General features: G+C 66.6%; 26 protein-coding genes and 1 tRNA gene. 11 read left to right on the top strand and 16 right to left on the bottom strand.

Translation table 11 applies throughout. From position 1 onward, the window contains the following. Positions 1-8 precede the first annotated feature (8 nt). The gene (locus ACFVWT_RS02115) at positions 9-1,208 is read left to right on the top strand and encodes an acyl-CoA dehydrogenase family protein (RefSeq protein WP_390244820.1); all 1,200 of its coding nucleotides are present in this window, start codon (positions 9-11) and stop codon (positions 1,206-1,208) included. A gap of 87 nt (positions 1,209-1,295) precedes the next feature. Here ACFVWT_RS02115 and ACFVWT_RS02110 read toward each other — a convergent pair whose 3' ends face one another. The 7 genes from ACFVWT_RS02110 to ACFVWT_RS02080 all read right to left on the bottom strand — a co-directional run bounded on the left by ACFVWT_RS02110 (position 1,296) and on the right by ACFVWT_RS02080 (position 9,478). Beyond that, the gene (locus ACFVWT_RS02110) at positions 1,296-2,042 is read right to left on the bottom strand and encodes an SDR family oxidoreductase (RefSeq protein ID WP_390244818.1); all 747 of its coding nucleotides are present in this window, start codon (positions 2,040-2,042) and stop codon (positions 1,296-1,298) included. After that, positions 2,039-3,418 (bottom strand): glycosyltransferase 87 family protein, encoded by a 1,380-nt coding sequence (locus tag ACFVWT_RS02105; RefSeq protein ID WP_390244815.1) that lies wholly within the window; start codon positions 3,416-3,418, stop codon positions 2,039-2,041. Before ACFVWT_RS02105 ends, ACFVWT_RS02110 begins: the two co-directional genes overlap by 4 nt. Positions 3,419-3,666: 248 nt before the next feature. Beyond that, positions 3,667-5,025 carry an MFS transporter gene (locus ACFVWT_RS02100; RefSeq protein ID WP_390244813.1) on the bottom strand — a complete coding sequence of 453 codons (1,359 nt, stop codon included), beginning with the start codon at positions 5,023-5,025 and terminating at the stop codon, positions 3,667-3,669. Next, a complete protein-coding gene (locus tag ACFVWT_RS02095) occupies positions 5,022-5,531 on the bottom strand; it encodes a winged helix-turn-helix transcriptional regulator (protein WP_390244811.1) in 510 nt (169 codons plus the stop codon). The genes ACFVWT_RS02100 and ACFVWT_RS02095 overlap by 4 nt, the downstream gene beginning before the upstream one ends. Positions 5,532-5,564: 33 nt before the next feature. Next, positions 5,565-6,869, bottom strand: coding sequence for a glycosyltransferase family 87 protein (locus tag ACFVWT_RS02090; protein ID WP_390244809.1), 1,305 nt, complete (start codon positions 6,867-6,869; stop codon positions 5,565-5,567). 6 nt (positions 6,870-6,875) lie between these two features. Further along, a complete protein-coding gene (locus ACFVWT_RS02085) occupies positions 6,876-8,060 on the bottom strand; it encodes a cystathionine gamma-synthase (RefSeq protein WP_390244807.1) in 1,185 nt (394 codons plus the stop codon). 32 nt (positions 8,061-8,092) lie between these two features. Further along, positions 8,093-9,478 carry a cystathionine beta-synthase gene (locus tag ACFVWT_RS02080; protein ID WP_390244805.1) on the bottom strand — a complete coding sequence of 462 codons (1,386 nt, stop codon included), beginning with the start codon at positions 9,476-9,478 and terminating at the stop codon, positions 8,093-8,095. Between the two features lie 115 nt (positions 9,479-9,593). On the opposite strand from ACFVWT_RS02080, the gene ACFVWT_RS02075 reads away from it, so the two are divergent. Then, positions 9,594-10,781, top strand: coding sequence for an SLC13 family permease (locus ACFVWT_RS02075; protein ID WP_390244803.1), 1,188 nt, complete (start codon positions 9,594-9,596; stop codon positions 10,779-10,781). A gap of 4 nt (positions 10,782-10,785) precedes the next feature. Here the strand turns inward: ACFVWT_RS02075 and ACFVWT_RS02070 are convergent, their stop codons facing one another. Further along, a complete protein-coding gene (locus ACFVWT_RS02070; protein WP_390247037.1) occupies positions 10,786-11,214 on the bottom strand; it encodes a VOC family protein in 429 nt (142 codons plus the stop codon). Positions 11,215-11,391: 177 nt separating this feature from the next. On the opposite strand from ACFVWT_RS02070, the gene ACFVWT_RS02065 reads away from it, so the two are divergent. After that, entirely contained in the window at positions 11,392-12,372 is a 981-nt protein-coding gene (locus tag ACFVWT_RS02065) for a DNA-3-methyladenine glycosylase family protein (protein WP_390244801.1), read from the top strand. A 63-nt stretch (positions 12,373-12,435) separates the two neighbouring features. Here ACFVWT_RS02065 and ACFVWT_RS02060 read toward each other — a convergent pair whose 3' ends face one another. Further along, entirely contained in the window at positions 12,436-14,112 is a 1,677-nt protein-coding gene (locus ACFVWT_RS02060) for an AMP-binding protein (RefSeq protein ID WP_390244799.1), read from the bottom strand. Positions 14,113-14,214: 102 nt separating this feature from the next. Between ACFVWT_RS02060 and ACFVWT_RS02055 the strand changes: the two genes are divergently transcribed. Next, a complete protein-coding gene (locus tag ACFVWT_RS02055; RefSeq protein ID WP_028269669.1) occupies positions 14,215-14,493 on the top strand; it encodes a putative quinol monooxygenase in 279 nt (92 codons plus the stop codon). A gap of 108 nt (positions 14,494-14,601) precedes the next feature. On the opposite strand, the gene trxA is transcribed toward ACFVWT_RS02055, so the two are convergent. Both trxA and ACFVWT_RS02045 read right to left on the bottom strand, forming a co-directional pair. Then, complete coding sequence (gene trxA / locus ACFVWT_RS02050; protein WP_390244796.1) at positions 14,602-15,015, bottom strand: thioredoxin; 414 nt, start codon at positions 15,013-15,015, stop codon at positions 14,602-14,604. 80 nt (positions 15,016-15,095) lie between these two features. Beyond that, a complete protein-coding gene (locus ACFVWT_RS02045) occupies positions 15,096-15,641 on the bottom strand; it encodes an acyl-CoA thioesterase (protein WP_390244794.1) in 546 nt (181 codons plus the stop codon). Between the two features lie 60 nt (positions 15,642-15,701). Here ACFVWT_RS02045 and ACFVWT_RS02040 point away from each other — a divergent pair, with 60 nt between their 5' ends. Both ACFVWT_RS02040 and ACFVWT_RS02035 read left to right on the top strand, forming a co-directional pair. Continuing rightward, complete coding sequence (locus tag ACFVWT_RS02040) at positions 15,702-16,436, top strand: ion channel (protein WP_390244792.1); 735 nt, start codon at positions 15,702-15,704, stop codon at positions 16,434-16,436. Positions 16,437-17,036: 600 nt separating this feature from the next. Continuing rightward, positions 17,037-17,966: a LysM peptidoglycan-binding domain-containing protein gene (locus tag ACFVWT_RS02035; RefSeq protein ID WP_390244790.1), complete on the top strand. Its 930-nt coding sequence runs from the start codon at positions 17,037-17,039 to the stop codon at positions 17,964-17,966. Positions 17,967-18,099: 133 nt separating this feature from the next. Here the strand turns inward: ACFVWT_RS02035 and ACFVWT_RS02030 are convergent. Together ACFVWT_RS02030 and ACFVWT_RS02025 are read right to left on the bottom strand one after the other, a co-directional pair. After that, a tRNA-Tyr gene (locus tag ACFVWT_RS02030) sits at positions 18,100-18,181 on the bottom strand. A gap of 161 nt (positions 18,182-18,342) precedes the next feature. Continuing rightward, positions 18,343-18,597, bottom strand: a complete 255-nt coding sequence (locus ACFVWT_RS02025; protein WP_390244788.1) for a hypothetical protein — start codon at positions 18,595-18,597, stop codon at positions 18,343-18,345. A gap of 249 nt (positions 18,598-18,846) precedes the next feature. Between ACFVWT_RS02025 and ACFVWT_RS02020 the strand changes: the two genes are divergently transcribed. Continuing rightward, on the top strand, positions 18,847-19,338 hold the full coding sequence (locus tag ACFVWT_RS02020) for a YajQ family cyclic di-GMP-binding protein (RefSeq protein ID WP_050054209.1): 492 nt from the start codon (positions 18,847-18,849) through the stop codon (positions 19,336-19,338). A 121-nt stretch (positions 19,339-19,459) separates the two neighbouring features. On the opposite strand, the gene htpX is transcribed toward ACFVWT_RS02020, so the two are convergent. After that, positions 19,460-20,329 carry a zinc metalloprotease HtpX gene (gene htpX / locus ACFVWT_RS02015; protein ID WP_390244786.1) on the bottom strand — a complete coding sequence of 290 codons (870 nt, stop codon included), beginning with the start codon at positions 20,327-20,329 and terminating at the stop codon, positions 19,460-19,462. 52 nt (positions 20,330-20,381) lie between these two features. Continuing rightward, the gene (locus ACFVWT_RS02010; RefSeq protein ID WP_390244784.1) at positions 20,382-21,653 is read right to left on the bottom strand and encodes an MFS transporter; all 1,272 of its coding nucleotides are present in this window, start codon (positions 21,651-21,653) and stop codon (positions 20,382-20,384) included. Positions 21,654-21,781: 128 nt separating this feature from the next. Here ACFVWT_RS02010 and ACFVWT_RS02005 point away from each other — a divergent pair, with 128 nt between their 5' ends. From ACFVWT_RS02005 to ACFVWT_RS01990, 4 genes are all read left to right on the top strand, one after another. After that, positions 21,782-22,636 (top strand): hypothetical protein, encoded by an 855-nt coding sequence (locus ACFVWT_RS02005; RefSeq protein ID WP_390244782.1) that lies wholly within the window; start codon positions 21,782-21,784, stop codon positions 22,634-22,636. Between the two features lie 30 nt (positions 22,637-22,666). Beyond that, the gene (locus ACFVWT_RS02000; protein WP_011692907.1) at positions 22,667-23,134 is read left to right on the top strand and encodes a Fur family transcriptional regulator; all 468 of its coding nucleotides are present in this window, start codon (positions 22,667-22,669) and stop codon (positions 23,132-23,134) included. A gap of 26 nt (positions 23,135-23,160) precedes the next feature. Further along, complete coding sequence (locus ACFVWT_RS01995; RefSeq protein ID WP_390244780.1) at positions 23,161-24,660, top strand: catalase; 1,500 nt, start codon at positions 23,161-23,163, stop codon at positions 24,658-24,660. A 176-nt stretch (positions 24,661-24,836) separates the two neighbouring features. Then, a complete protein-coding gene (locus ACFVWT_RS01990; RefSeq protein ID WP_390244778.1) occupies positions 24,837-25,472 on the top strand; it encodes a DUF2461 domain-containing protein in 636 nt (211 codons plus the stop codon). A gap of 15 nt (positions 25,473-25,487) precedes the next feature. On the opposite strand, the gene ACFVWT_RS01985 is transcribed toward ACFVWT_RS01990, so the two are convergent. Further along, on the bottom strand, positions 25,488-26,093 hold the full coding sequence (locus tag ACFVWT_RS01985; protein ID WP_209751305.1) for a TetR/AcrR family transcriptional regulator: 606 nt from the start codon (positions 26,091-26,093) through the stop codon (positions 25,488-25,490). Between the last annotated feature and the right edge of the window lie 10 nt (positions 26,094-26,103).

Genomic DNA, 26,103 nt, shown 5'->3' with positions numbered 1-26,103 from the left:
ATGCTCCAATGAGCAACGCCGCCGACCTTCCCGCCGTTTCCGACACCTCCGATGTCCTGGGCCTTGACGCCCTGCTAACGGCCGGGGAGCTGGCCGTCCGGGAACGGATCCGCGATTTCACGGAACAGCGGATCAAGCCGGATATTGCCCGCTGGTATGACGACGCCGTCTTTCCGCTTGATCTTGCCCCGGAACTCGGTGAACTGGGCGTCCTCGGCATGCACCTGGAGGGTTACCGGTGCCCCGGGCGCTCGGCGGTCGAGTACGGTCTGGCGGCCATGGAGCTGGAGGCCGGGGACTCCGGAATCCGCACCTTCGTCTCGGTGCAGGGGTCCCTGGCCATGACCGCCATCCACAAGTGGGGTTCTGAGGACCAGAAGCAGGAATGGCTCCCCCGGATGGCCGCCGGCGAGGTGATCGGCTGCTTCGCGCTGACCGAACCCGCTGCGGGTTCGGATCCTTCCGCCATGACCACGGTGGCACGCCGCGACGGCTCCGGGGACGACGCCGGGTGGGTGCTCGATGGCGCCAAGCGCTGGATCGGGCTGGCTTCCGTCGCAGGCGTGATGGTGGTGTGGGCCATGACCGACGACGGCGTCCGCGGCTTCCTGGTACCGGCCGGAACACCCGGGGTCACCGCGACGCCGATCAACCGGAAACTTTCGATGCGCGCCTCGATCCAGTGCGACGTGGCGTTCGACGGGGTGCGGCTGGGTCCGGAGGCCCTGCTGCCGGGTGCCCGCGGCCTGCGGGGCCCCTTCACCTGCCTCAACGAAGCTCGGTACGGGATTGCCTGGGGCGCCATGGGTGCCGCCCGCGATTCGTACGAAGCCGCGCTCAAGTACGCGCAGGACCGGCTCCAGTTCGGCCGGCCGCTGGCCGGGTACCAGCTCACCCAGGAGAAGCTGGTGAACATGCTCCTGGAGATCCAGAAGGGGACCATGCTGGCGCTCCACCTGGGCCGGCTCAAGGACGCCGGCACCCTGCGGCCGGAACAGATTTCACTCGGCAAGCTGAACAACGTCCGCGAGGCGCTGGCTATTGCCCGTGAGGCCCGGTCCATCCTGGGCGGCAACGGGATCACCCTTGACTACTCGCCGCTGCGGCACGCCTCGAACCTCGAGTCGGTCCGCACCTACGAGGGCACCGACGAGGTCCACACCCTCATCCTGGGCCAGCACATCACCGGCATCGGCGCCTTCCGCTGATCCCTGTCCCAACTGACTCGCAGTTAACGTCGCGAAACGCGCGTTTGACGACGTTAACTGCGAGCCAGTTGGGCTGACGCGGGAAACCTAGGCCGAGAAGCCGCCGTCGGCCTTGATCAGCTGACCGGACACCCAGCGGCCTTCCGGGGAGAGCAGGAACGCCACGGCTCCGGCCACGTCTGCAGGTGTTCCAAGCCTCCCGCCGGGCTGGCGCCGGGTGAGGTCCTCCCGCAAGTCCTGGTCCATCCAGCCGGTGTCCACCGGCCCGGGGTTCAGCACGTTCGCGGTGATGCCGATCGGTCCCAGCTCCCGTGCTGCGGCAATGACGGTCCGGTCCAGCGCTCCCTTGGACGCGCCGTACGGCAGGTTGAACGCCGTGTGGTCACTGGTCAGCGCCACGATCGCGCCGCCGTCGTCCGCCGCCTGCCTGGCGAAGGCGGCGATCAGCTGCCAACTGGCCCGGGTGTTCACGGCGAAGTGCCGTTCCCAGCTGGCAAGGGTGGTGTCCAGGATGCCGGAGTCCACGGACTCGGCGTGGCTCAGCACCAGCCCCTGCAACGTTCCGGCCTGCTCCGCCGCTGCGGCCATGAGCAGGTCCACGGCCAGCGGATCCTCCAGGTCCGCCGGCAGGGCAAAGACGCGGGCGCCGGTTGCTTCGAGTTCCGCCGTGAGGCGTTCGACGTCCTCCGGCTGGACTCCCCAGGGCATCCGGGAATCGTAGTCCTGCCAGTAAGTCAGCACAAGGTCCCAGCCGTCGGCAGCGAGGCGCCGGGCAATGCCGGCACCGATTCCGGCCAGGCGGCCGACGCCGGTCACCAACGCGATCCTGCTCATGCGGGCACCTCGGCCAGGGACCCCCGGCGGAGCACCACGAGCCAGCACGCCAGGAGGGCCACCGCGCAGAAGACGCCGGCGCTGGAGGCCATCAGCCAGGGCTCCGGCGTTTGGAAGTCCAGGTTCTCCGCGCCCAGGGCCTCGCCGATGCTTTTGGGTGAAAAGAAGAACACGATGATCGAGGCCCCCAGTACTCCGCCCATGACCCAGCGGGTGGCACGGTAACGGTGCGGCGTCTCACGCAGGGTCCAGGCGAAGGCCGGGAGGACTGCCGCCATCCAGACCCAGTGGTGGGACCAGGAGACGGGGCTGATGAGGAGCATGGTGAGGGCCGTGGCCGAAATGGCCACCACCCGCGCACCCTGGTCGCTGGCGGCCTTGATCACCATGGCACCCATGCCTGTCACCAGCAGGCTCAGCAGCACCCAGGGAAAGGTCACGCCGGCTTCGGGAACGCCGAAATGCAGCAGCGCACCCTTGAGCGACAGGTTGTCCACGTAGCCCGCGCCCCCGATCCGGGATGTGTCCGGGAGGATCTGCAGCCAGAACGTGAACGATTCCGCCGGGCGGACAATCCAGCCCAACAGCACAGTGCAGGCGAACCCGCCGGCCATGTTGAACAGTCCGCGCCAGTCCTTGCGCACCAGGAAGTACAGGCCAAAAACCAGTGGCGTCAGTTTGATGCCGGCGGCCATCCCCACCAGGAAGCCGCGGCCCGGAAAACCCTGGTTCCAGCGCTGGTTCCGGGCCAGGAGGTCCGCCGCCATGATCCCCATCAGCAGGATGTTGATCTGGCCGAACGCCAGGGTCTCGCGCCACGGGCCAAGGTTGATGACCGCGAGCAGCAGGATCACGGCGCCCCACTTGTTCCGCGTTGCGTGGAACCCGGAGGTTCCGAAGGTGGAGCGCCAGTCCTGTTTCGCGGCCCAGTACCGTACGCCGCGTACGGCAACCCACACGGCGACGGCGGCCCCGGCCGCGTTGAACAGCATCAGGGCGGATTTCTCCGGCAGCCTGGCCAGCAGGCTGAACAGCAGCGCGGCGAACGGCGGATACGTGAACGGCAGCTCCGGCCCTCCTGCCCAGCCCACGGTCAGGCTGTAGAGGTCCGACGGCGGCTGGCCCGCTTCGTTGAGGATCTTGCCGCCGTGCCAATAGACGCTGAAATCGAGGCCGTGCTCGGCCCAGGCATCAAGGCGTTGGGCGACGAACCAGGCTGCGGCCAGGACTGCCAGCAGCGTCACCAGCTCACCGGCGTTGCCCAGCGCCAACCGGCTGAGGTACCAGGATCCAGCGGCCCCGGGGCGTGGCCCGGGTTCCGCCCCGTGTAGGCGGGTTCCGGCGTCGAACTCATTTTCGGCGTCGAGCAGTGCCATCCCGTGTCCCCAAACGTTGTTCCTGCAGAGCGGCGCCACTGAGGGCGCGGTGCGCGCGTATCGCGAAGTTGTGCCGGCTGATTCGCGCCGGATCCGGCGCATCGTCCTCACATCCTACTGAAGCAGCGGCCCTGTCCCCTGCTGCGCGGCCCCGGCGTGGCACCACGAACCGCCCCGGAACCTGCCACCGGCGGTACGCCGGCAGCCTCCCACCCGGCCGGTACGCCGACAGCCGCTCGCGGCGGAGCTCAGCCCTCGGCGGCCCTGGCCTCCACCAGGACGGGCTCCGGGGCGCCGGCGTCCTTGCGGATGGTGGCGCTGATGACTGCGGCAATGGTGCACATGGCGGCTGCGCCGAACCAGGCATACGTGTACTGGCCGGTGACGTCACGGATGGCACCGGCACCCAGTGCCGCGGCGGCTGCGCCGAGCTGGTGGGCGGCGAAGACCCAGCCGAACACCACGCTGCCGTCGGCACCGAACACCTGGCGGCAGATGGCAGCGGTGGGCGGAACGGTGGCCACCCAGTCCAGTCCATAGATCACGACGAACACGATCATGCTGGGCTGGACTGTTGCGCTCAGCAGCAGCGGCAGCACCAGCAGTCCGATGCCCCGGAACTGGTAGTACACCGCCAGCAGGATCCGCGGGTTGAAGCGGTCCGTCAGCCAGCCGGATGCGATGGTGCCCACGATGTCGAAGATTCCGACAACGGCGAGGAGGCCGGCCGCGGTGGTTTCGGCCATCCCGTGGTCGTGCGCGGAGGGGATGAAGTGGGTGCCGATGAGCCCGTTGGTGGTGGCGCCGCAGATGGCGAAGCCGGCCACCAGCGCCCAGAACGTCCGGACCTTGCTGGCCCGCTTGAGCACCTGCAGGGCCCGGACGGCGGCGTTTCCACCAGGCGCGTTCCCGTCAGGAGCTGGGTTCCCCCCGGGCGCCGGGGCCGGTTCCGCAGCGGCGTCGGCGCCGTAGGGCAGCACGCCGGCGTCGGCGGGTGAGTTCTTAAGGAATTTAAGCACCAGGGGCACCACGGCCAGCGCACCTGCGGCGATGAGCAGGGAGGCCTGCCGCCAGCCGGGATCCTGCGCCAGCATGGCGATGAAGGGCAGGAAGACCAGCTGCCCGGCGGCGCTCCCTGCCGTCAGAATGCCGATCACCAGGCCGCGGCTCTTGGCGAACCAGGTGTTGGCGATCGTGGCGGCGAAGACCAGCGCCATGGAACCTGTGCCCAGGCCGATCAGCAAGCCCCAGGTCAGGAGGATCTGCCAGGACTGGTTCACCAGCACGGTCAGGGCGCTCCCGGCGCCGATCAGGACCAGCGCCACCGACGTCACGGCACGGATGCCGAACCGTTCCATGAGCGCCGCGGCAAAGGGGGCGGTGAGGCCAAAGAGCACCAGGTTGATGCTGACGGCGGCGGACAGCACGGTGGTGGACCAGCCGAATTCGTTCTGCAGCGGAACCATCAGGACTCCGGGGGCGGCCCGGAATCCGGCTGCGCCCACCAGTGCGAGGAACGCGACGGCGGCTACGATCCACGCGGGATGCAGCCGGCGCCCGGATTTCTTGTGGGGAGCGGAGGGCAGTGTGGTCCTGGGGGCGCTCATGCTGCGGTTCCGTTCTGTGGTGCCGCCGTGGCCAGCGGGACCGGCTCCGGGGTTCGGGCGAGGCTGTGCCAGCTGGTGTTGTCCGCGGTGAGACGCTCACCGCATGCCGTGCAGGTATCCGCGGAGGACGTCCGCTGCCCGCAGGTTGAGTGGATCACGAACATGTGCGCCGTGTCCGACGGCGCCGGAAGGTGCTTTTCGGCCCAGATCACCACGGCGTTGAGCACCGGCAGCGCGTCCTCGCCCTTGCCGGTGAGGACATACTCCTGGCGGGTGCGGCCACCGTCGTCGTACGCTTTCCGCTCCAGCAGCCCGGCGTCCACGAGGCCGGCCAGGCGTTTGGTGAGCACGGAGTCGGCAACCATCAGCCGCTTCTTCATCGCGTCGAAGCGGCCGTTGCCGAAGAAGACTTCGCGGAGCACCAGCATGCTCCAGGGATCACCAAGGATATCCAGGCCACGCGCCATGGCGCAGGTGCGTTGGGACCAGTCAGAGCGGAGTGCCATGCAGGCAACGGTAGCTGACTTTCTTCAAGAAAGCTAGGTTGCCTGGATGTCAGACTGCCCGGATGGAGACGCGCGCAGCAAGGCCCGCGAGGGACGGTAAGCGAGCGCCCAGTACAGCAGCATGGCTATCCCGCACACAACGCCCAGGCTGGACACCGTAAGCTGCCATTGCGTCTGCGGGTCCTTGCCCCATTCCTGCGCGCCGGCCATCACGGCGAGGTACTTGGGCGTCAGGTAGAACGCCACCACGGAGGCCGCCACGATGATCCAGCCGGCCAGCCGCATCCTGCCGTTGCGCGAGGGTACGCGGTGGATGGCAAAGCCCATGCACGGCAGCGCCACGGCCATCCAGACCCAGTGGTGGGACCACGACACCGGGCTGATCAGGAGCATGAGCACGGCGGTGGCGGACACGGCAACGAAGTTTTCGTCCGCGTGCACCGCCCATTTGATGGCCAGCGCGGCCACAGCCACCAGCGCCAGCGAAAGGACCAGCCACAGCACACTGGTGAGTCCGGAGTCCGGCAGGCCCAGGTGAAGCAGCATTCCCTTGACGGACAGGTTGTCCACGTAGCCGGGGCCGCCGATCCGTCCGGTGTCCGGCAGGATCTGGGTCCAGAACGTCACCGAGGCGTGCGGCAGCACAGCCCAGGACAGCGCAATGGAGCCGAAGAATCCCGCAGCCATCCAGCCGAGGGCTTTGAAGTCCCGCCGCACCAGGAAATACAGCCCGAACGCCAGCGGGGTCAGCTTGATCCCCGCCGCCAGGCCGATCAGCAGCCCCGCCGGCCACCGCAGCTCGCCGGCGCGGGACTTCCCATACAAGGCGAAGTCCGCGAGGATCAGGCCCATCAGGATGATGTTGATCTGGCCGAAGTCAAAAGTGTCGCGCCAGGGACCCAGCAGCAGGATCGCCGCCGTCCCGGCGAGCGCCACGGCCCGGAACCGCCAGTCGGCGAAGGCATCCTTCCAGCGGCGCAGCCCGAAATAGTGCCGCGCCAGCCATGCCGACACCACGGCGGCTCCGGCCAGCGCCGTCGTGATGAAAATCAGGCTGCTGGCACCGATGCTGAGCGTGGCCAGCAGGGCGAACAGCAGCGCGGCGAACGGCGGGTACGTGAACGGCAGCCCGTCCCGCGGAGCATAGAGTTCGTTGACGCCGGTCTCGCCGGTCTGCAGCACCCGGCTTCCGCCGTAGTAGTACACCTCAAAGTCGTTCATCAGGGGGATGTACGCCGAGTACAGGACCACCAGGGCGACGACGACGGCGGCAGCACCGGCCGCCGTCGCGAGCCAGCCGCGGGTGGTGGGCGAACTAGCCCGAAGCGAGATGGTCACCGGCTGCTAGCTGCCCGTACCGATGAAGGTGAAGGCGTGCTCCAGGTCAGCGATCAGGTCCTCGACGTCCTCAATGCCGCAGGAGAGCCGGATCAGGTTGACCGGCACCGCCAGTTCTGTTCCCTTGACCGAAGCGTGCGTCATTTCCGACGGGTAGTTCATCAGGGATTCGATGCCGCCGAGGGATTCGGCCAGCGTGAACACGGACGTATTTTCCGCAACGGTTCGGGCAGCGGCCTCACCGCCCTTGAACTGCACGGAGATCATGCCGCCGAACTTCTTCATCTGCTTTTTCGCCAGCTCGTGTCCCGGGTGCGACGGGAGGCCGGGGTACAGCACGGCCTCCACCTCCGGGCGCTGCAGCAGCCATTCGGCCACGGCCTGGGCGTTGTCGCTGTGCCGGTCCATCCGCACGCCGAGGGTCTTGAGGCCGCGGGTGGTAAGGAAGGCATCCATCGGACCTGACACGGCGCCGACGGCGAACTGCACGAAGCCGATCTTCTCGGCCAGTTCCGCGTCGTTGACCACGATCGCTCCGCCGACGACGTCGGAGTGGCCGCCGATGTACTTGGTGGTGGAATGCACCACGATATCCGCGCCGAGCGCCAGCGGGGTCTGCAGGTAAGGCGAGGCGAAGGTGTTGTCCACCACCAGGAGGGCCCCGGCGTCGTGGGCCAGTGTGGCGAGCGCTTCGATGTCGGTGATCTTCATCATCGGGTTGGAGGGGGTTTCCACCCACACCAGGCGGGTTTTGCCGCCACCCGTTCCGCCCGCGGCGATGGCCTTCGCCACTGCATCAAGGTCCGCCATGTCCACAGGGGTGTTGCCGATGCCCCACTCGCCCAGCACACGGCTGATCAGGCGGTAGGTTCCGCCGTAGGCGTCGTTGCCCAGCACAATGTGGTCGCCAGGGCGGGTGAGGGCCCGGATGAGGGAGTCCTCAGCGGCCAGGCCCGAGCTGAAGGAGTACGCGTGCGAGCCGCCTTCGAGGGCAGCGAGCTGTTCCTGCAGGGCGTCGCGGGTGGGGTTGCCGCCGCGGCCGTATTCGTAGCCGTCGCGCAGCACCCCGATGGCTTCCTGGGCGTAGGTGGAACTGAAGTGCAGCGGGGGCACCACGGCGCCGGTGCGCGGCTCAAAAGCCTGGCCGGCGTGCACGGCGCGGGTGTTGAAGCCTTGGTTTTCTCTGGACATGGTTCTCCTTGTGATTGCGGATGCAGGGAGGGTCAGTTGCTGAGGTAGGCGAGAAGGTCGTGGCGGGTCAGGATGCCCACCGGGGCGCCAACGAACGTGACCATCACGGTGTCGACGTCGGAGAGCAGTTCGCGGGCGGCGGAGATGGTTTCCAGCGATCCGATCACGGGCAGCCGCTCCCCCATGTGTTCGGAGATCTTGTCGGTCAGCTTCGCCTCGCCGCGGAACAGCTTGGAGGTGAGGCTTCGCTCGTCCACGGCACCCAGCACTTCGCCCATGACCACCGGCGGCTCCTGGGACAGGACGGGGATGTGGGAGACGCCGAACTCGTTCATGATGTTGATGACGTCGCGGACGGATTCGTTCGGGTGGATGTGCACCAGCGCCGGAAGTTCACCGGTCTTCGACTTGAGCACCTCGCCGACCGAGGCTTCCTCACCGCCGGACAGGAAGCCGTAGGACCGCATCCACTGGTCGTTGAAGATCTTGGCAAGGTAGCCGCGGCCTGAGTCAGGCAGGATCACCACCACCACGGCGTCCTCGGGCAGGTCCTTGGCGACCCGCAGGGCGGCCACCACGGCCATGCCGGAGGATCCGCCCACCAGCAGGCCCTCTTCGCGGGCCAACCTGCGGGTCATCTCGAAGGACTCGGCGTCGCTGACGGCAATCACCTGGTCCGGAACGGACTTGTCGTAGTTGGCCGGCCACATGTCCTCGCCGACACCTTCGACGAAGTACGGCCGGCCGGTGCCGCCGGAGTACACGGAGCCTTCGGGGTCGGCGCCGATGATCCGGACGCGTCCGCCGTCGGCTTCGGGCCGGTTGGCGGAAACCTCCCTGAGGTATCGGCCCGTGCCGGTGATGGTGCCGCCGGTGCCGGCCCCGATCACGCAGTGCGTGACCCGGCCGTCGGTGTCGCGCCAGATTTCCGGCCCGGTGGTCTCGTAATGGCTGCCCGGGGCGGCAGGGTTGGAGAACTGGTCCGGTTTGTAGGCGCCGGGAATTTCGGTGACGAGGCGGTCGGACACACCGTAGTAGCTCTGCGGGCTGTCAGGGGCGACGGCGGTAGGCGTGACCACCACTTCGGCACCGTATGCCTGCAGGACGGCGCGCTTGTCCTCGCCCACCTTGTCCGGCACCACGAAAATGCAGCGGTAGCCCTTCTGCTGCGCCACCAGGGCCAGGCCAACACCGGTGTTTCCCGACGTGGGTTCCACGATGGTTCCGCCGGGGAGCAGCTTGCCGTCCCGTTCCGCGTCCTCAATCATCTTCGCCGCGATCCGGTCCTTGATGGACCCTCCGGGGTTCAGGTATTCCACCTTCGCCAGGACGGTGGCTTTGATGCCGTCGGTGACGTGGTTGAGCTTGACGAGCGGCGTATTGCCGATGAGGTCCAGGACGGACTGGGCGTACTTCATAGGTACAAAGTTACCGTCTCTGACCTGTTCCCCTTGCCTCGGCGGCCATCCTTGGCCTGCGGACGCGTGAGCGTCGCAAAGGCACTCAAACGGCGGCGGGTGGGAGGATTGGCCGGTGGAGCGGTTCGCATGGCTGACGAAGATACGGAGTTACCTCCTGCCGGGGGCCCTGCTTGCTGCAGGCGTGGCCGCACTGGCGGTTGGTGCGCTCCCAGCACCCGCCTTCGGGGAACTGGCTGCCCGCACCATTCCCATCCTGTCCTTCGTGCTGGCCATGTCACTGGTCACTGAGCTCCTGGACGAGGCGGGGCTGTTCCGCGTGGTGACGGACCGCCTGGCTGCCCTGGGCCGCGGGCGCGTGTTCTCCTTGTGGCTCCTGGTCATTGCGGTGGCCACCGTCTCCACGGTGTTCCTGTCCCTGGACACCACGGCAGTGCTGGTGACTCCCGTGGTGGTGCTCCTGGCCGTCCACGCCAAAATTCCGCCCCTTCCGTTCGCCCTCACCAGCATCTGGCTGGCCAATACGGCCTCCCTGCTGCTTCCGGTGTCCAACCTGACGAACCTGCTGGCACAGGACAGGCTCGGGCTCAGCCCGCTGGGGTTTGCGGGCCTGGTCTGGGCGCCCGCCCTGGTGGGATTGCTGGTCCCGCTGTCCCTGTTGTGGCTGGCGTTCAGGCGGGAGCTGCGCGGAACATACGGTCCTCAGCCTGTGCACCGAGTGCGGGACCGCGGCCTGCTGGTCATCGCGGCCGGCACGGTGCTGGTGCTGCTGCCTGCGCTGGTGTCCGGGGTGCCGGTGCAGTTCCCCGCGATGGTGGCCGCGGCTTTCCTGCTGGCGGTCTTCCTGCGGCGCCGCCCGGCCGCGCTGCGATGGTCCATGGTTCCGTGGCGTCCGTTGATGCTGACGGTGGGCCTGTTCATGGTGGTGGAGGCCCTGCATGCCAACGGTCTGACCTCGCTCCTGGCCGGAGTGGCCGGATCAGGCGACAGCCTGGCCGCCCTCTTGCAGCTGGCGGGACTCGGGGCAGGCGCCGCCAACGCTGCCAACAACCTCCCCGCCTACCTTGCCCTGGAACCAGTGGCCGGCTCGCCGGCCAGGCTGGCCGCCCTTCTTATCGGCGTGAACCTTGGCCCGCTGGTGAGTCCGTGGGCGTCGCTGGCCACATTGCTCTGGCACGAGCGGCTGCGGGCCCTGAACGTCCGGATCAGGTGGGGCGGATTTGCACTCGCGGGCCTGGTGGCTGCAACGCTGACGGTTCCCCTCGCCGTCGTGGCGCTGTGGATGGCTTCAGGCATGCACTGAGGCGTTAAGCGCCGATGTCGTTCGCGGCGGCGTCCGGGCCGGGGGCGAAACCGGGTTCGGAATTCTGCCACAGGCCCACGATGTTGCCTTCGCTGTCCTTGAAATACGCGTTCCAGCCCATGCCGGGAACCTCCATCTTGCCCCGGAAGACGGAACCGCCGATGGCGGCAATCTTCTCCAGTGCGGCGTCGATGTCCTCCACGTCCACGGTGACCACCGGTGCCGCCATCTCCCCCTCCCGGCGGAACATGCCTCCGTTGATGGAACCAGCGCCGGACGGTCGGCCGGTGGCATCAACCGGTGTCGTCGTGATCAGCGTGTAGCTCATATCCGGTAGCGGATTCATCTCCCAGCCAAACGCCGAACTGTAGAAATCCCGTGCGCGGTCTTCGTCGTCGGCGGGGATCTCGAAGTGCACCACTCCTCCGGCCATTGTCTTCACCTGGCATTCCATACTCTGGCCGCAGTCGGCCCGGCGCGGGCGGTCCACGCCACAGCTGGAGTCTAGGCCCGGGCGTCCGTGACGGGCAGGGCCGTTCGACCTTGCCCGTTTCCGAACCTGGGGCTGCCCGTTTCCGGTCCTGTCAGCACCGCGTGGGACGATGGTTCCATGACCATCGCAGACGTCCCCGCCGGCCTGGCCGCCGCGGCTGACGCTTCCCTGCGGTGGCATCCCGGCGGCCCGTTCAACCTCCTGCAGACGCTCGGAACGCTCATCCGCGGCAACGGGGATCCGGCCTTCGCTTCCCGCCCGGATGGGCTCTGGATGGCCTTCACCACACCGTGCGGCCCGGCCACCCTGCGCCTCACCGTTGCCGGGGACCCCCGCGAACCGGCGGTGGACGTCCAGGCCTGGGGCCCGGGTTCGGCGGACGCCGTGGCCGCCGCGCCGCGGCTGCTGGGCAGCGCGGACGACTGGGCAGCGTTCGACCACCCGGAGTTCCACTCGACGCTCCCCCGGATGGTGGTGGAAGCCCGACGCCGGAACCTGGGGCTGCGGCTCCCGGCCACCGGCCGCATGGTTGACTCCCTGGTGCCCACCATTCTTGAGCAGAAGGTCACCGTCATCGAAGCCCGTCGGGGCTACCGCTATCTGATGTACCGCTTCGGTTCGCCGGCTCCGGCTGCGGGCACGGCCGCTCCGGCCGGCTTGCTGCTGCAGCCCACCCCGGAGCAGTGGCTGCGTATCCCGTCGTGGGAATGGCACAAGGCCGGGGTGGGCCCCCAGCGTTCGGCCACGGTCATGCGGGCGCTGCGTTCCGCCGTCGCCCTTGAACGCCTGGCGGCGCTGCCGGCTTCGGAGGCTGCCGCCGGAATGCAGACCATTCCCGGCATCGGTGTCTGGACCACGGCGGAAGTGGTGCAGAGGACGCACGGCTGCCCGGACTCCATCGCAGTGGGCGACTACCACCTTGCGGCGTACGTGGGGGCAGCGCTGACGGGCCGGCGGACCGACGACGCCGGGATGCTGCGGCTGCTCGCGCCATGGCAGGGTCACCGTCAGCGGGTGGTTCGGATGATCGGCCTGAGCGGTTTCCGGAAACCCACGTTCGGCCCCCGCATGACCATCCAGGACCACCGCCGGCATTAACGGGAAGCGCGAACGGACATTTGGGGCCCGCGCAGGGCCGGGCGGCCACCGCACGCCCGAAGGCTACAGCCCCAGCCGGGCCACGGCCTCCTGCCGCATCTCGACTTTCCGGATCTTCCCTGACACCGTCATCGGGAAGCTGTCCCGGACCTCCACGTAACGCGGGATCTTGTAATGCGCCAGCTTGCCGCGGCAGAACTCGGCGACACCGGCCGCGTCCAGCGGATCCGCGCCGGGTTTGACGATGATGCAGGCCATGAGCTCCTCGCCGTACTTGGCATCGGGGACGCCAATCACCTGCACATCCTGGATCGAGGGGTGGGTGTAGAGGAATTCCTCGATCTCGCGCGGGTAGATGTTTTCGCCGCCGCGGATCACCATGTCCTTGATCCTGCCCTCGATCACCACGTACCCGTCCGCGTCCATGCGGGCCAGGTCGCCGGTGTGCATCCAGCCGTCCGCGTCGATGGCCTCGGCGGTCTTGTCCGGCTGGTTCCAGTACCCCTTCATCACGGCGTAGCCGCGGGTGCACAGCTCGCCGATCTCGCCTCGCTCCAGCACGCTGCCCGTCACCGGGTCCACCACCTGGCTCTCCAGCTGCGGCATGGTGCGTCCCACTGTTTCAGTGCGCTGCTGCATGGTGTCGCCGGCGCGGGTCATGGTGGATACCGGGGAGGTTTCCGTCATGCCGTAGCAAATGGCCACTTCCTTCATGTTCATGTCGGAGATGACCCGGTTCATCACCTCGATGGGGCACAGGGAGCCGGCCATCACACCGGTGCGCAGCGTGGACAGGTCATAAGATGCGAAGTCCGGCAGCGCGAGCTCGGCAATGAACATGGTGGGCACGCCGTACAGCGATGTCCCGCCAAAGTCCTGGACCGCTTCGAGCGCCGCCGCCGGAGTGAAGGAGCGTCCCGGAATGATGGTCGCCGCGCCGTGGCTGAGGGCATTGAGGTTACCGATCACCATCCCGAAGCAGTGGTAGAACGGCACCGGAATCACCACGCGGTCATGCTCCGTGTAGCCCAGCAGCTCGCCGATGGAGTAGCCGTTGTTCAGGATGTTGCGGTGCGTCAGGGTGGCACCCTTGGGGAACCCTGTGGTGCCCGACGTGTATTGCAGGTTGATAGGGTCCTGCGGGTCCAGTCCCGCCAGGCGGGCCTTCAGGACGGAATGCCCGACGTCGTCAGCCCGCTTGAGCAGCTCGGCGTACGTCATTTCCGCAGCAGTTTCAGGATCACCGGCCTGCAGCTGCGGCTGGCCGCCATCGGGCAGGAAGACCAGCTCCTTCAGCTCCGGGCATTCGGCAAGGGCCTGCCTGGCCATCGCCGTATAGTCGCTGCTCCGGTCCGACGGCGCCGCCACCAGCATCCTCATGCCGTTTTGCCTGACCACGAACTCCAGTTCATGGCTTCGGTAGGAGGGGTTCACGTTGACCAGGATCGCCCCGATCTTGGCCGTGGCGTACTGCAGGATGGTCCACTCTGCGCAGTTGGGGCTCCAGATGCCGATTCGCTCCCCGGCGGCAACGCCACGGGCGATCAGCGCCCGGGCCAGCCTGTCGACGTCGTCGTTCAGTTTGGTGTAGCTCCAACGGCGGGCGTCCGCGCCGGGGACCGGGGCCGCCTCGATCAGGGCATCGTGGAACGGGAAGCTGGCCACCATCCGCTCGAAATTCTGGCCGATGGTCTCGTCAAGCAGCGGGACGTCAGTGTCCCCGGCTGTATAAGCGCGCATGCTGGCACGCTACCAACAGAGCCCCGGCAAGAGAAGCCTAAAACTAGGAAGTCCTACAAAATATTCGGGGAGGCAAGCGGCCGGGCCGGTATTGTAAAACGCATGAGTGCACCCATTGACCTGAAGGCAACGTTCATCCCCAACGACGGCGAATTCTTCCGCGTGAAGCTCGCCCTCGAAATCGCGATCGACGAGGTGGTCAACGAACCCGGCTGCATCCGGTACGAACTGACGGAGGCCACCGAGGAAAAGCTGGTGCTGACGGAGCAGTGGGCTTCCGAAGAGGACCTGGCCAAGCATTCCAAGGGCACCGCCGTCCAGGACCTCAATGAATCCCTGAGCGCCCTGCTGGCCGAACCTGTCCAGCTCGAACGCCTGTAACCCCTTTTCCGTCCAACAACGCGGGGCCACTCCGCCCGAACGAACCAGGGTTCGTGGGCGGAAGTGGCCCCGCGTTGGAGTTTAAGGCGATGAGCGACCGGCGGACCCTTAGGCCTCCGGGATCTGCGTGCCGTCCTGCTTGCCTGCCGCCGCGGCCGCCTCGGCCTGGGACCGGGCTACGTGCGCGTGGACTTCTTCCATGTCCAGTGCCTTGACGGCGTCAACCACCTGCTCCAGCTGCTGGGCATTGAGTGCTCCGGGCTGCGAGAACACCAGCACCTTCTCGCGGAAGGCCATCAGCGTGGGGATGGACGTAATCCCCGCTTCGGCGGCCAGCTGCTGTTCCGCTTCGGTGTCCACCTTGGAGAACACGACGTCCGGGTGCTTCTCTGAAACTGCGGAATACGTGGGTCCAAACTGCTTGCAGGGACCACACCATTCGGCCCAGAAATCAACGAGGACGATGTCGTTGTTCTCGACGGTAGATGCGAACTGTTCACCTGTAATGTCTACGGTAGCCATGGGTCAACGGTACGCGAGCGGCCCGGCGATGTCCCGCGCGTTTCGCTCTTGGCACACCTTTGCCATCCGGCGCCCGAGGCTCAATGCCAGAGGTGTGGCGCCGGCCGGCGGGCCCCGGGCAGCGCATTCGTTTCCCGCCACTCGTGGATCCACTCCGGCAGTTCGAGCCCGGCCGGAGGCTCGCCGAACTCCCGCAGGATCTCCTCCTGGCTTACCGGCCTCCCCTTGCTGACCAGCCGCGTCGCAATGTGGGCGCGGGCATAGATTTCACCGTCCACCACCATGCGCTGCTCAAAATAGATGGCTTTGCTGTCGAGCCCGATGATCCGGGATTCGATGGTGTACTGCTGCCACAGCCGCAGGGACTTCCGGAAGGCTATGGTCTCCCCGGCCGCCACGGGCGACCAGCCGCGCTGGCGCATCTTCTTCCAGGTCCCGCTCCGGGCCATGAGATCAAACCGGCCCAGGTCCATGAGCGAGAAGTACATCCCGTTGTTGACATGCATGGCGATGTCGATGTCGGTCGGCAGTACGCGCAACGGGAGGGAGGACGTGTCCCAGATACTGAGGGGCGGCCGACGCGCGGACAGGAACAGGAGCAGGAACGTTCGCAAAAGCAGGTGCATGCCATCATGTTACCCGCGGGTAACATTAGCGCCAAGAGCCGCCACCTTTAGGATTTCCCCATGACACAGCAACGCTATAGGGACATCGCCGAGTGGCCTTTGATGGGAACAGCACTGGTGTTCCTGGCGGCCTACGCCTGGCAGGTTATCGGCCACATTGAAGGGCGGCAGGCTGAGTTCCTCGAAAGCGTTATGTGGATCACCTGGGCTGTCTTCGTTGCCGACTACGCGGCAAACCTGTGGCTCGCGGACAACAGGAAGCGCTGGTTCATTCGCAACCTGCACGAACTGCTGATTGTTGCCCTGCCGTTCTTCCGGCCGCTCAGGCTGCTAAGGCTGGTCACCCTGCTGTCCGTGCTGCACCGGACGGTGGGCGAGACGCTCCGCGGCCGCGTCGTCACCTACGTGGCCGGCTCTGCGGTCCTGCTGGTCTTCGTCGGAGCCCTGGCCGTCCTGGACGTCGAACAAAATGCGCCGGACGCCAAAATCCTCAGCTTCGGTGACGCCGCATGGTGGGCCATCACCACCATCACCACTGTGGGCTACGGAGACCTTTTTCCCGTCACACCCATTGGCCGAATTGTTGCCGCGGCCCTGATGATGAGCGGCATCGCCGTCCTGGGTGTCGTCACGGCGTCCATCGCGTCCTGGCTGGTGCAAAGGGTCGAAGAGAACACGGAAGCCGCCGTGGAGTCGGCGGAAGTTCCGGTTCGGGCGGAGATCCGGGAGTTGCTGGCGGAGGTGGCTGCGCTGCGGCAGGAACTGGCGGCGCTGCGCAGCGAACGCGAGCCATAACCCTCCGCTGTGTTTCAAGAGAATGTTGAAAAGGCAGTCATCCGGCCGTTCATCCGGGTGGCTGCCTTTTTTGTGCAATTAATCCATGGAAAAGAATTATAAAGACCATCAAGATTTGATCAATATACCGAATTTCTCGCGAATTCACCTAGTTAACTAGCTGCTCCAATCTGCACGTATGAGGCGTCTCCGACATCCGGTGTTATCCGGAAAGTAGAGGGTCATACCTGCTTCCGAGCGAGTAGCACACAGCACTTTTTCGAGTGTCCCCGCCGTCCGGCAGAGAGGCCCTTACGTACACCATGCGGTGGCGCGGGTACGAGGTACGAATATTCGGGTAATTCCTACTCGTGCGGTGATTACCTCCCCATTCATAGACTCAATATTCCTAGGGCAAGCAGCATTCCGGAATTACCTGTGGCCACCAAATGGACACAGGCCTAATCATTCGGGCTTCCGAAATTACTCATCATTTCGGCAGTTCACTTCATGCGTCTCTGTGCCACGGACTGCTCCTCAATGCCGTCCGCTGCCGGCGCACCGCCGCCCTGGGGCCTGCTGTCCTGTCGACCCCAAGGCATTGACTCTCGGGGGGAACCGATGGATCAAAACGAGCTTGACCTTGGGGACAGAACACTCGTCCCGGCACCTGCACCAGCCCGCAGCGGAAGAACCAGGCTTAGGATTCTCCTGGCCGCGGGAGTGGCGGTTACGGCAGTCGCCGTGGCCGCAGTCGGATACTCCGCCTCCGCGCAGACGTCCAGCGTCACCGACACCCGGGCCGTGGCGGCACCGGCGCCTGAAACCGACAAGTCCCCAGCCACGCCAACATCCGCAACTGCCGGAGCCGGCACTCCAGAGGCGGCCGTTGCCGCCGTCCCGGAACCCGCCGCACCGGCCCCTGCGCCGGCCGCCGAACCCGCGCCTGCACCGGCCCCTGCCCCGGCGCCTGAGGCATCCAACCTGTACACGGTGGTCGCCGGGGACACTGTGGGAGCAATAGCTTCCCGCTTCGGCGTCGACATGAACGCCATGCTGGCCGCCAACGGCCTGGGCGCGTACTCCCCGATCGTGCCGGGACAGGTCCTGAAACTGACGGGACCGGCCGTCGCCGCCCCGGCAGCCGCCGCTCCGGCACCCGCCCCTGCACCAGCACCGGCCCCTGCCGTGGCTCCGGCTCCCGCTCCGGCCCCTGCTCCGGCAGTCCGCACGATCTACGTTGCGGGTGCCGGCGGACAGTCGATGGTGGACGCCTGCATCGGCCCCATCCACTTCACACCCACCGACGCCTATGCCCTCTTCATCACGGAGCATGACTTCTGCGGCGGATGGGCCCGGTTCTCGGGGATCGGCGTCGGCGAGACCGTCAGCATTCCCGGCTACGGGACCTACACAGTGGTCGGACGGGGCCAGGTGCCAAACCCCGGCACCACCAACAATGTCTCGGCAATCTTCGGCGGCTTCCCGCGGGTCATCCTGCAGACCTGCATCCCGGGGACCACCCAGATGCTGGTGATTGGCCTCAACTGACGCCCGGGCTTGTCCGCGGTTCCGCACCTTCCGGGCCAGGAGCAGCGGACAAGGCCCTGCCGGAAGGCGGCACATGCGGCCGGACAACGAAAAAGTCTCCGGAACCTGATGGTTCCGGAGACTTTTCCTTGGGTGGCAGATGAGGGATTCGAACCCCCGTAGGCGTTGCCAGCTGATTTACAGTCAGCCCCCTTTGGCCGCTCGGGTAATCTGCCGAACTTCAAAAGAAGATCACTCGCGGCTTCCTTGGTCAGAACTCCTGTTTCCAGTCCGTTCCGCTTCCAGCAACCGCGGGCAAGACAACTTTACAGAACTTCTGCCGAAGAATCGAATCGAGCCGCCAAGGCCTCCGAATACCCCGGAATTCCGCGGAAAATCAGGCTTCACCGAGAATGCGTCCGGCCAGTTTCGCTTCGAACTTCGCTGCCTGCTCCTCCGTGATCTGATTCAGCTGGACCGCCCGCATCAAATCCGAGTGCACACCGTCCATGCGGGAGGAAGCCTCCGCCACGGGGCTAAGGATGATCGAGGCAGCTACCGCGGCGGCTGCCACGGACGTGGCCGCAGCGGCGAGGGTGGTGGCCGCCGCGGCAGTGGAGCGGGTGACGTAGCGGACGGCGTTCTGGTGCATGTGCTTTCCTTCCGGGGCAACTCTTCCAACACCTCCAACTCTGGGGGCCGAGACTTCGTTCCCGCCGTGCGTCCGCTTTGAGGGAACTGTGAATCGCCGGGAATGCTTCCGGCGGCAGTTTCCGCTTCGAACGCTGCCCGGGCCGTCGAACCCGGCCCGAGCCTTCACTTCGCCGTCATCCGTACTAGGCTGGAATGCAGAAACCACTGCCCCTGAAGGGGTACCCGGGCGATCAGCAGGAGGACAGTTATGGCAGGCGAATCCACATTCGACGTCGTCAGCAAGGTAGACAAGCAGGAAGTTGCCAATGCGCTGAACCAGGCGCAGAAGGAACTGGCGCAGCGCTACGACTTCAAGGGCGTCGGCGCCGAGGTCGATTTCAGCGGCGAAAAGATCCTGATGAAGGCCAACTCGGAAGAGCGGGTGCTGGCCGTACTGGACGTACTGCAGTCCAAGCTCATCCGCCGCGGGATCTCACTAAAGTCCCTGGACACCGGCGAGCCCTACGCATCCGGCAAGGAATTCCGGCTGGAGGCATCCATCAAGGAGGGCATCGCGCAGGACCTCGCGAAGAAGATCAACAAGCTGATCCGCGACGAGGCGCCCAAATCAGTCAAGTCCCAGATCCAGGGTGACGAACTTCGTGTGACGTCCAAGTCGCGCGACGATCTGCAGGCCACTATGGCCCTCCTGAAGGATTTTGACGAAGCCGACCTGCAGTTCGTCAACTTCCGCAGCTGATTCATCCCGGCGACGCGCAAAATTCCCGGCGCCATGTGAATTCCGGCCGCGCAGGGTACTTTGCGCGTCGCTGCATCCCGAGGCGCGCGTCGCTGCAGCCCTAGGCGAACGACGGCGGCGCTCAGCCGACCGGGCCGCCGGCCATCAATTCCAGCCTGGTGATGCGGTCCTGCATCGGCGGGTGCGTTGCGAACATCCGGGTCACACCGCCGGTCCGGAACGGGTTGGCGATCATCAGGTGCGAGGTGTTCACCAGCTTCTGGTCCGGCGGGAGCGGGACCATCTGCACGCCCTGATGGATCTTTCGCAGGGCTGAGGCAAGCGCCAGCGGATCTCCGGTGAGGGCGGAACCGTCCTCGTCGGCGTCGTACTCCCGGGTCCGGGAAATGGCCGACTGGATCACCACGGCCGCGAGCGGGGCCAGGAGCGCCATCGCCATCATCGCGAGCGGGTTTGCGTTGCGGCGGTCCCCTCCGCCGAAGAACAGCAGCATCTGCCCCACCGAGGTGATCACCCCGGCGACGGCGGCGGCCACGGACGATGTCAGGATGTCCCTGTTGTAAACGTGCATGAGTTCGTGGCCCAGCACCCCGCGAAGCTCCCTGACGCTCAGGAGCCGCAGGATGCCTTCGGTGCAGCAGACGGCGGCGTTCTGCGGGTTCCTGCCGGTGGCAAAAGCATTCGGCGCCGGTGTGGGCGAGACATAGATGCGCGGCATCGGCTGGTTCGCCTTGGCGGAGAGCTCCCGGACGATCTGGTAGAGCTGGGGCGCCTGATCCTCGGTGACGAGGTACGCCTGCATGGACCGGAGCGCGAGTTTGTCGCTGTTCCAGTACCCGTAGGCCGTGGTGCCGACGCCCACCAGCGCCATGATCCAGATGGGGGTGGTGCTCCGCATGCTGGTACCGATCACGGCACCCAGCCCCAGCAGCACCGCCCAAAGCACCCCGAACAGCGCCGCGGTCTTCAGTCCGTTGTGGTGATTATGCACTGTGCCTCCTCACGACGTTATAACCCTCAAAGTGACAGCCGGGGCGGCGGCGTTACGGAACGGGATTCCGCGCGTCGTACTTCAGGAAACCCGTCTGCAAGTGCGCCACCGTCCACGCCACGGCGATGCACAACAGGCCGCCCAGCAATAACACCCAACCTTCACTCAAAAGTTTAGTGCCGCCGCCGGCCAGCATGTCCCCGATCCGCGGGCCGCCTGCAACCACCACCACAAACACTCCCTGGAGGCGCCCGCGCAGGTGGTCCGGCGTCGCCGCCTGGAGGATGGTTGTGCGGAAAACGGCGCTCACGGCGTCCGCGATGCCGGCAAGGGCACAGCATAGGGCGGCGGGCAGCAGCCACCACGTTACGCCGTCGGCGCCGGACCGCCCGGCCAGCACCACCACCAGTCCGAAGCCGGCGATGGAGGCACCCCAGCCCATGACCGACCACACCACAGCGCTCCCCTGCCGGCGGATTCCGCCCAGCGGGCCGGAGAAGAGCCCGGCCAGGAACGCGCCCACGGCTGTCGACGCCAGGAGCACACCCACGGTGGCCTCGCCGCCGCCAATCATCACTGCGCCGATCGCCGGCATCAGGGCCCGCGGTTGCGCGAAGATCCTGGCCACGAGGTCGATCACGAACGTCATGCGGAGATTCGGTCGCGTACCCAGGAAGCGGAAACCCTCCACCACGGATCGCAGTCCGGCCCGGTGCGAGGCTTTCCCCGGCGGCATCGGCGGGAGCCTCAGCAGGGCCCAGAACGCAAAGGCGAAGCTCGCGACGTCCAGCGTGTAGGTCCAGCCGAAGCCCACCCAGGCCACCAGCACGCCGCCCAGCAGTGGACCGGCTGTCATGCCCAGGCCGAACGTGATCATGCTCAGGGCGTTGGCCGCCGGCAGGAGTTCCTTGCGGACCAGTGCCGGGATGATGGCGCTGCGGGCGGGCTGGTTGATGGCCTGGGCGCCGCTCTGCACGGCCACCAGCACGTAGAGCAGCCACACATAGCCCAGCCCGAGCCAGGCCTGCGCCGCCAGTCCGGCCGTGGTAAGCCACAGTACGGTGGTCGCCAGCAGGGCGACCTTGCGGCGGTCATGGGCATCGGCGATGGAGCCACCCAGCAGGCCTCCGAGCACCAGGGGCACCAGCGCGAAAATACTCAACAGGCCCACGTAGAGGCTGTCCTGGGTCAGCCGGTATACCTCAAGACTGACGGCCACCAGGGTCAACTGGCTGCCAAGGTTGGAGACGGCGGATCCGAGCCAGAGCCGGCGGAAGTCGGGGCTCTCGCGCAACGGAGTGATGTCAGCCAGAAGTTTTGCCACTGGGCAACTCTAGCGGCGGGGGCCGAGGGACCCGGGCCATTCCGGGGCCCGCATGCTGCGGCGCCCCTCAATACCGTGCCGGGCCTTGATAGTCTCGGCGGGGAAACACTACGGGGGAAGGAACGCGCATGCAGTTGTCCAGACGGCTGCTTTTCGGCTCGGCGGTCTGGGAAGTCACCCGGCCGCGCACTCCACTGACGTCCGGCCACCTGATGATCCGGCTCAGCAACCCGGCAACGGCCCTGGACCACCGGTCGGCGGCAGACTGGCTGCGCTGCCATAACGCTGCCCGCAGGGCACTGGCCGATGTCCTTGGGGCGGACACCTGCACCCTGCTCTTTGCGCATCGCTGGCATGCGCTCGGAGCCGCTATCGGCGAACCCGCCGCGGAATCTTCCACCCCCACGTTCCACCTGTTCGGCCGCTGGGACGGCGAACCGGTCACCCCCGCCGGGCAGCTGTCCTTGCCGGCGCAGCGCCGGAAGCCGGCCCCGGACCGGGAACTGGACAAGTACGACGCCGGGCTCCGCGCCGCGTTGCTGACAGCGGCAGCTGCCGCGGTGGACGAGGCGCCGGACGCGACGGTGGACGGGACGCCGGACCGTACCGGCCCGGAAGCTGACGCGAAAACTGTCGCTGAAGGCGACCAGGAAGAAGCCGCCCGGGAACAGGACGCGCCGCTGCCTGCCATCCGCGCCTGGACCCCTCCGTTCCCTGCCGGGTCGGACCACACGGTCCTCGCGCCGGAGCGGCCCATCGGTTCCGTCGAGGAGGTGACCCCGCGTGAATTGCTTGCCCTGGCCGCGGCCTTGGAAGCCCTGTCGCTCCGGCAGGCCGTGACCGGCCTCAGCTGCCTTGTGCCGGACACGGCCGTCACCGGCGGCCGGCTCGAACTGCACGCGCTGGGCCGCTCTGCCGGTGAAGCCGTCAACCCGTTCGAAATGTTGCTGCAGTCTCCGGAGATTAGCCACGCCTTATTGTGATTTAGTCATAATAAGTGCTTGAATGGGGCTATGACAGTTCACGAGGCAGGCCAGGACGCATGGGCTGCTGCCCTGCGCGCCCACGGCCGCCGGGTGACCAAACAGCGGCTGGCCGTCCTCACCGCCGTCGAACGCCACCCGCACTCGCCGGCCGAAAGCATTCTTGCCGCCGCGCGTGAAGAACTGCCCGAAATGACGGCGCAGTCCGTGTACGTGGTCCTTGGCGACCTCACGGACCTGCACATGCTGCGCCGGTTCGAACCGCCCCACTCCCCCGCACTGTACGAGACGCGGGTGGGCGACAACCACCACCATGCCATCTGCATCAGCTGCGGGCGGGTGGAGGACGTGGACTGCGCCGTGGGCCATGCGCCCTGCCTCACGCCGCACTGGGACGAAAATTCCGAGCCGATGACCATCCAGATCGCTGACGTCATGTACCAGGGCATTTGCCAGGACTGCCAGCGCACCCAAAAGCTACCCGCCGAACGAAACTAAGCAAGAAACCCAACCAAAGGAGAAAGATGACTCTGAACATCTCTGCGCCCGCTGTGTCCACCACACAGTCCGGTGCTCCCGTCACTTCCGATGCTCACTCGAAGGCTGTCGGCGCTGACGGCGCCATCATCCTGACCGACCACTACCTGATCGAGAAGCTCGCCCAGTTCAACCGCGAGCGTGTCCCGGAGCGCGTAGTCCACGCCAAAGGCGGCGGCGCGTTCGGCAAGTTCACCACCACGGAGGACATCTCCAAGTACACCAAGGCCGCTTTCCTGCAGCCGGGCGTGGAAACCGAAATGCTGATCCGCTTCTCCTCGGTCGCCGGCGAGAACGGTTCCCCCGACACCTGGCGCGATCCCCGCGGCTTCGCCGTCAAGTTCTACACCTCCGAGGGCAACTACGACCTCGTGGGCAACAACACCCCCGTCTTCTTCATCCGCGACGGCATCAAGTTCCCGGACTTCATCCACTCCCAGAAGCGCCTGCCGGGCACGCACCTGCGCGACGCCGACATGCAGTGGGACTTCTGGACCCTGTCCCCCGAGTCCGCACACCAGGTCACCTGGCTCATGGGCGACCGCGGCCTCCCGGCTTCCTGGCGTGAAATGCAGGGCTACGGCTCGCACACCTACCAGTGGATCAACGCCGAGGGCGAGCGCTTCTGGGTCAAGTACCACTTCAAGTCCAACCAGGGCGTCAAGACCATCACGGGCGACCGCGCCGAAGAGCTGGCCGGTTCGGACGCGGACTTCTACATCCGCGACCTCCAGGAAAACATTGCCGCCGGCAACTTCCCCTCCTGGGACCTGCACGTCCAGGTCATGCCGTACGAGGACGCCAAGACCTACCGCTTCAACCCGTTCGACCTCACCAAGGTGTGGCCGCACTCGGACTACCCGCTGATCAAGGTGGGCACCATGGAGTTGAACCGGAACCCGGAGAACTACTTCGCGCAGATCGAGCAGGCCACCTTCGCGCCGTCGAACTTCGTTCCGGGCATCGCCGCTTCCCCGGACAAGATGCTGCAGGCCCGCATCTTCTCCTACGCCGATGCACACCGCTACCGCGTAGGCACCAACCACGCCCAGATCCCGGTGAACCAGCCCAAGAACCAGGTCAACAACTACAGCCAGGACGGCGCCGGGCGTTACCACTTCAACGCCCCCTCCGTTCCCGTCTACGCCCCGAACTCGGTTGGCGGCCCCGCTGCTGTTGAGCCTGCGGTTGCGGGCGGCGGCTGGGAGAACGACGGCGAGCTGACGCTCTCCGCCCACTCCCTGCACGCCGAGGACGGCGACTTCGGCCAGGCCGGCACGCTGTACCGGGAAGTGTTCGACGACGGCGCCAAGGCCCGGCTGCTGGACACCATCACGGGTGCAGTGGGCGGCGTCAAGACCCCCGAGATCAAGGAACGCGCCATCCAGTACTGGACCAACGTTGACGCCGACCTCGGCGCCAAGCTGCGCGCCAACCTGGGCGCCGGCCAGACCGAATCAGACGCCGAGGCAGCCAACAAGCTGTAGCCTCCTCCGGCGGCGCCCCGTGCGCCACCGGCTGTGATTCACAGGAGCACCCCGCCGCGGACATCCGCGGCGGGGTGTTCCGCTTTTGTATCGTCTGGGGGCCCATGGCCCGCTGTTTTCCACATAGACGTCCCGGGCCACTGGCCCGGGTGCCGGAGCCACCTTAGGCTCGCTCCATGAACACATTCGCCGGCATCCCCGCCGCAGCCTTCGGTTTTTACGCGGAACTTGAGCAAAACAACAACCGGGACTGGTGGCTCGAGCACAAATCGCGGTACGAAACGCTTATCCGGGAACCGCTGACGGCCCTGCTGGCCGAGTTGGAGCCGAGGTTCGGTCCGGCGAAAATTTTCAGGCCCAACCGGGACGTCCGTTTCTCCCCCGACAAGTCCCCGTATAAGACGGCCCAGGGCGCCTTCGCGTCGTTCCAGGAAGGCGTCGGCTACTACCTACAGATCAGCGCTGACGGCCTCCTGGTGGGTGGCGGCTGCCACTCCACTTCCCCGGCCCAGCTGGCACGCTTGCGGAACTCGGTGGACGCCACCGGGACCGGGGAGTCCCTGGAGCAGATCGTGCGCAGGGCCAGCGAGGCCGGCTTCACCGTCGACGGAGAACGGCTGAAAACGGTGCCGCGGGGCTTTCCGCGCGACCATCCCCGGGCGGAGCTCCTCAAGTACAAGTCGCTGTCCGCCGGCCGGGAACTGGGTCAACCGGAATGGCTGTCCACGCCTGCGGCCGCGGCGGAGATTGGCCGCCTCTGGGACGAGCTGCGCCCGCTCGTTGAATGGATGGGCCGCCACGCAACACCCTAGGGCTGCACCTTAGCGTCAGACGTGCTGGCCGTCGGTGGCCAGGCGGTGCTCAAGGTTGGAAAAGAACACGGCCACCATCAGCTCAAAGGCCTTCGTCGCTTCCTCGGGCTGGTTCATCACCACAAAATCGAACTGCAGGCCGTAGAAGGTGGACGTGAAAAGTCGGGCGTCGGTGTCTGCGTACTCCGGTCGGATGCCCTGCACCACCAGCCAGTCGCGTGCTTTTTCGTGGAGCATGCGGAAATGGTCCTGGGCTGTCCCGCGGGGTGAGGCCGCCACAACATCCTGCGCCGTGGCCTCGAACTCAAGCCGGGCGAGGTGGCGGTTGCGCTGGGCCATGGTCCACTGCCAGGACTCCATCAGGAAGGACCGCCAGGCCTCCCGGTCGATGTCACGCACGTCGGTGGTGCGCATGCTGTCCAGCCTGGATTCGATGGAGCGGATGATCTCGTTGACCAGTTGTTCCCGGTTGCCGAAGTGGTAGACCAGCACGTACGAGCTGATGCCCAGGCCCTCTGCGAGGCTCCGGAAGGTGAGTTCGGCCAGGGTCTTGTCCATCAGGTAGTCCTGAATGGCGGACAACAGCTCCACCTTGCGTTGCGGTTTAACAGCTCTGGCCATGACTCCATCT

The sequence above is a fragment of the Arthrobacter sp. NPDC058288 genome, assembly GCF_042880995.1.
In the GTDB taxonomy this organism is placed as follows: domain Bacteria; phylum Actinomycetota; class Actinomycetes; order Actinomycetales; family Micrococcaceae; genus Arthrobacter.
Note: the sequence above shows the minus strand (reverse complement) of the source record. Positions and strands in the feature narration are given on the sequence as shown.

Bases quoted from the DNA above. Each gene is read 5' to 3' on its own strand.
- ACFVWT_RS02020 (WP_050054209.1), top strand. From the start codon at position 18,847: ATGGCAGGCGAATCCACATTCGACGTCGTCAGCAAGGTAGACAAGCAG.
- trxA (WP_390244796.1), bottom strand. From the start codon at position 15,015: ATGGCTACCGTAGACATTACAGGTGAACAGTTCGCATCTACCGTCGAG.
- ACFVWT_RS02065 (WP_390244801.1), top strand. From the start codon at position 11,392: ATGACCATCGCAGACGTCCCCGCCGGCCTGGCCGCCGCGGCTGACGCT.
- ACFVWT_RS02110 (WP_390244818.1), bottom strand. From the start codon at position 2,042: ATGAGCAGGATCGCGTTGGTGACCGGCGTCGGCCGCCTGGCCGGAATC.
- ACFVWT_RS02025 (WP_390244788.1), bottom strand. From the start codon at position 18,597: ATGCACCAGAACGCCGTCCGCTACGTCACCCGCTCCACTGCCGCGGCG.
- ACFVWT_RS01985 (WP_209751305.1), bottom strand. From the start codon at position 26,093: ATGGCCAGAGCTGTTAAACCGCAACGCAAGGTGGAGCTGTTGTCCGCC.
- ACFVWT_RS02100 (WP_390244813.1), bottom strand. From the start codon at position 5,025: ATGAGCGCCCCCAGGACCACACTGCCCTCCGCTCCCCACAAGAAATCC.
- ACFVWT_RS02080 (WP_390244805.1), bottom strand. From the start codon at position 9,478: ATGAAGTACGCCCAGTCCGTCCTGGACCTCATCGGCAATACGCCGCTC.
- ACFVWT_RS01995 (WP_390244780.1), top strand. From the start codon at position 23,161: ATGACTCTGAACATCTCTGCGCCCGCTGTGTCCACCACACAGTCCGGT.
- ACFVWT_RS02095 (WP_390244811.1), bottom strand. From the start codon at position 5,531: ATGGCACTCCGCTCTGACTGGTCCCAACGCACCTGCGCCATGGCGCGT.
- ACFVWT_RS02055 (WP_028269669.1), top strand. From the start codon at position 14,215: ATGAGTGCACCCATTGACCTGAAGGCAACGTTCATCCCCAACGACGGC.
- ACFVWT_RS02070 (WP_390247037.1), bottom strand. From the start codon at position 11,214: ATGGCCGGAGGAGTGGTGCACTTCGAGATCCCCGCCGACGACGAAGAC.
- ACFVWT_RS02005 (WP_390244782.1), top strand. From the start codon at position 21,782: ATGCAGTTGTCCAGACGGCTGCTTTTCGGCTCGGCGGTCTGGGAAGTC.
- ACFVWT_RS02045 (WP_390244794.1), bottom strand. From the start codon at position 15,641: ATGCACCTGCTTTTGCGAACGTTCCTGCTCCTGTTCCTGTCCGCGCGT.
- ACFVWT_RS02060 (WP_390244799.1), bottom strand. From the start codon at position 14,112: ATGCGCGCTTATACAGCCGGGGACACTGACGTCCCGCTGCTTGACGAG.
- ACFVWT_RS02035 (WP_390244790.1), top strand. From the start codon at position 17,037: ATGGATCAAAACGAGCTTGACCTTGGGGACAGAACACTCGTCCCGGCA.
- ACFVWT_RS02105 (WP_390244815.1), bottom strand. From the start codon at position 3,418: ATGGCACTGCTCGACGCCGAAAATGAGTTCGACGCCGGAACCCGCCTA.
- ACFVWT_RS01990 (WP_390244778.1), top strand. From the start codon at position 24,837: ATGAACACATTCGCCGGCATCCCCGCCGCAGCCTTCGGTTTTTACGCG.
- ACFVWT_RS02085 (WP_390244807.1), bottom strand. From the start codon at position 8,060: ATGTCCAGAGAAAACCAAGGCTTCAACACCCGCGCCGTGCACGCCGGC.
- ACFVWT_RS02000 (WP_011692907.1), top strand. From the start codon at position 22,667: ATGACAGTTCACGAGGCAGGCCAGGACGCATGGGCTGCTGCCCTGCGC.
- ACFVWT_RS02040 (WP_390244792.1), top strand. From the start codon at position 15,702: ATGACACAGCAACGCTATAGGGACATCGCCGAGTGGCCTTTGATGGGA.
- ACFVWT_RS02115 (WP_390244820.1), top strand. From the start codon at position 9: ATGAGCAACGCCGCCGACCTTCCCGCCGTTTCCGACACCTCCGATGTC.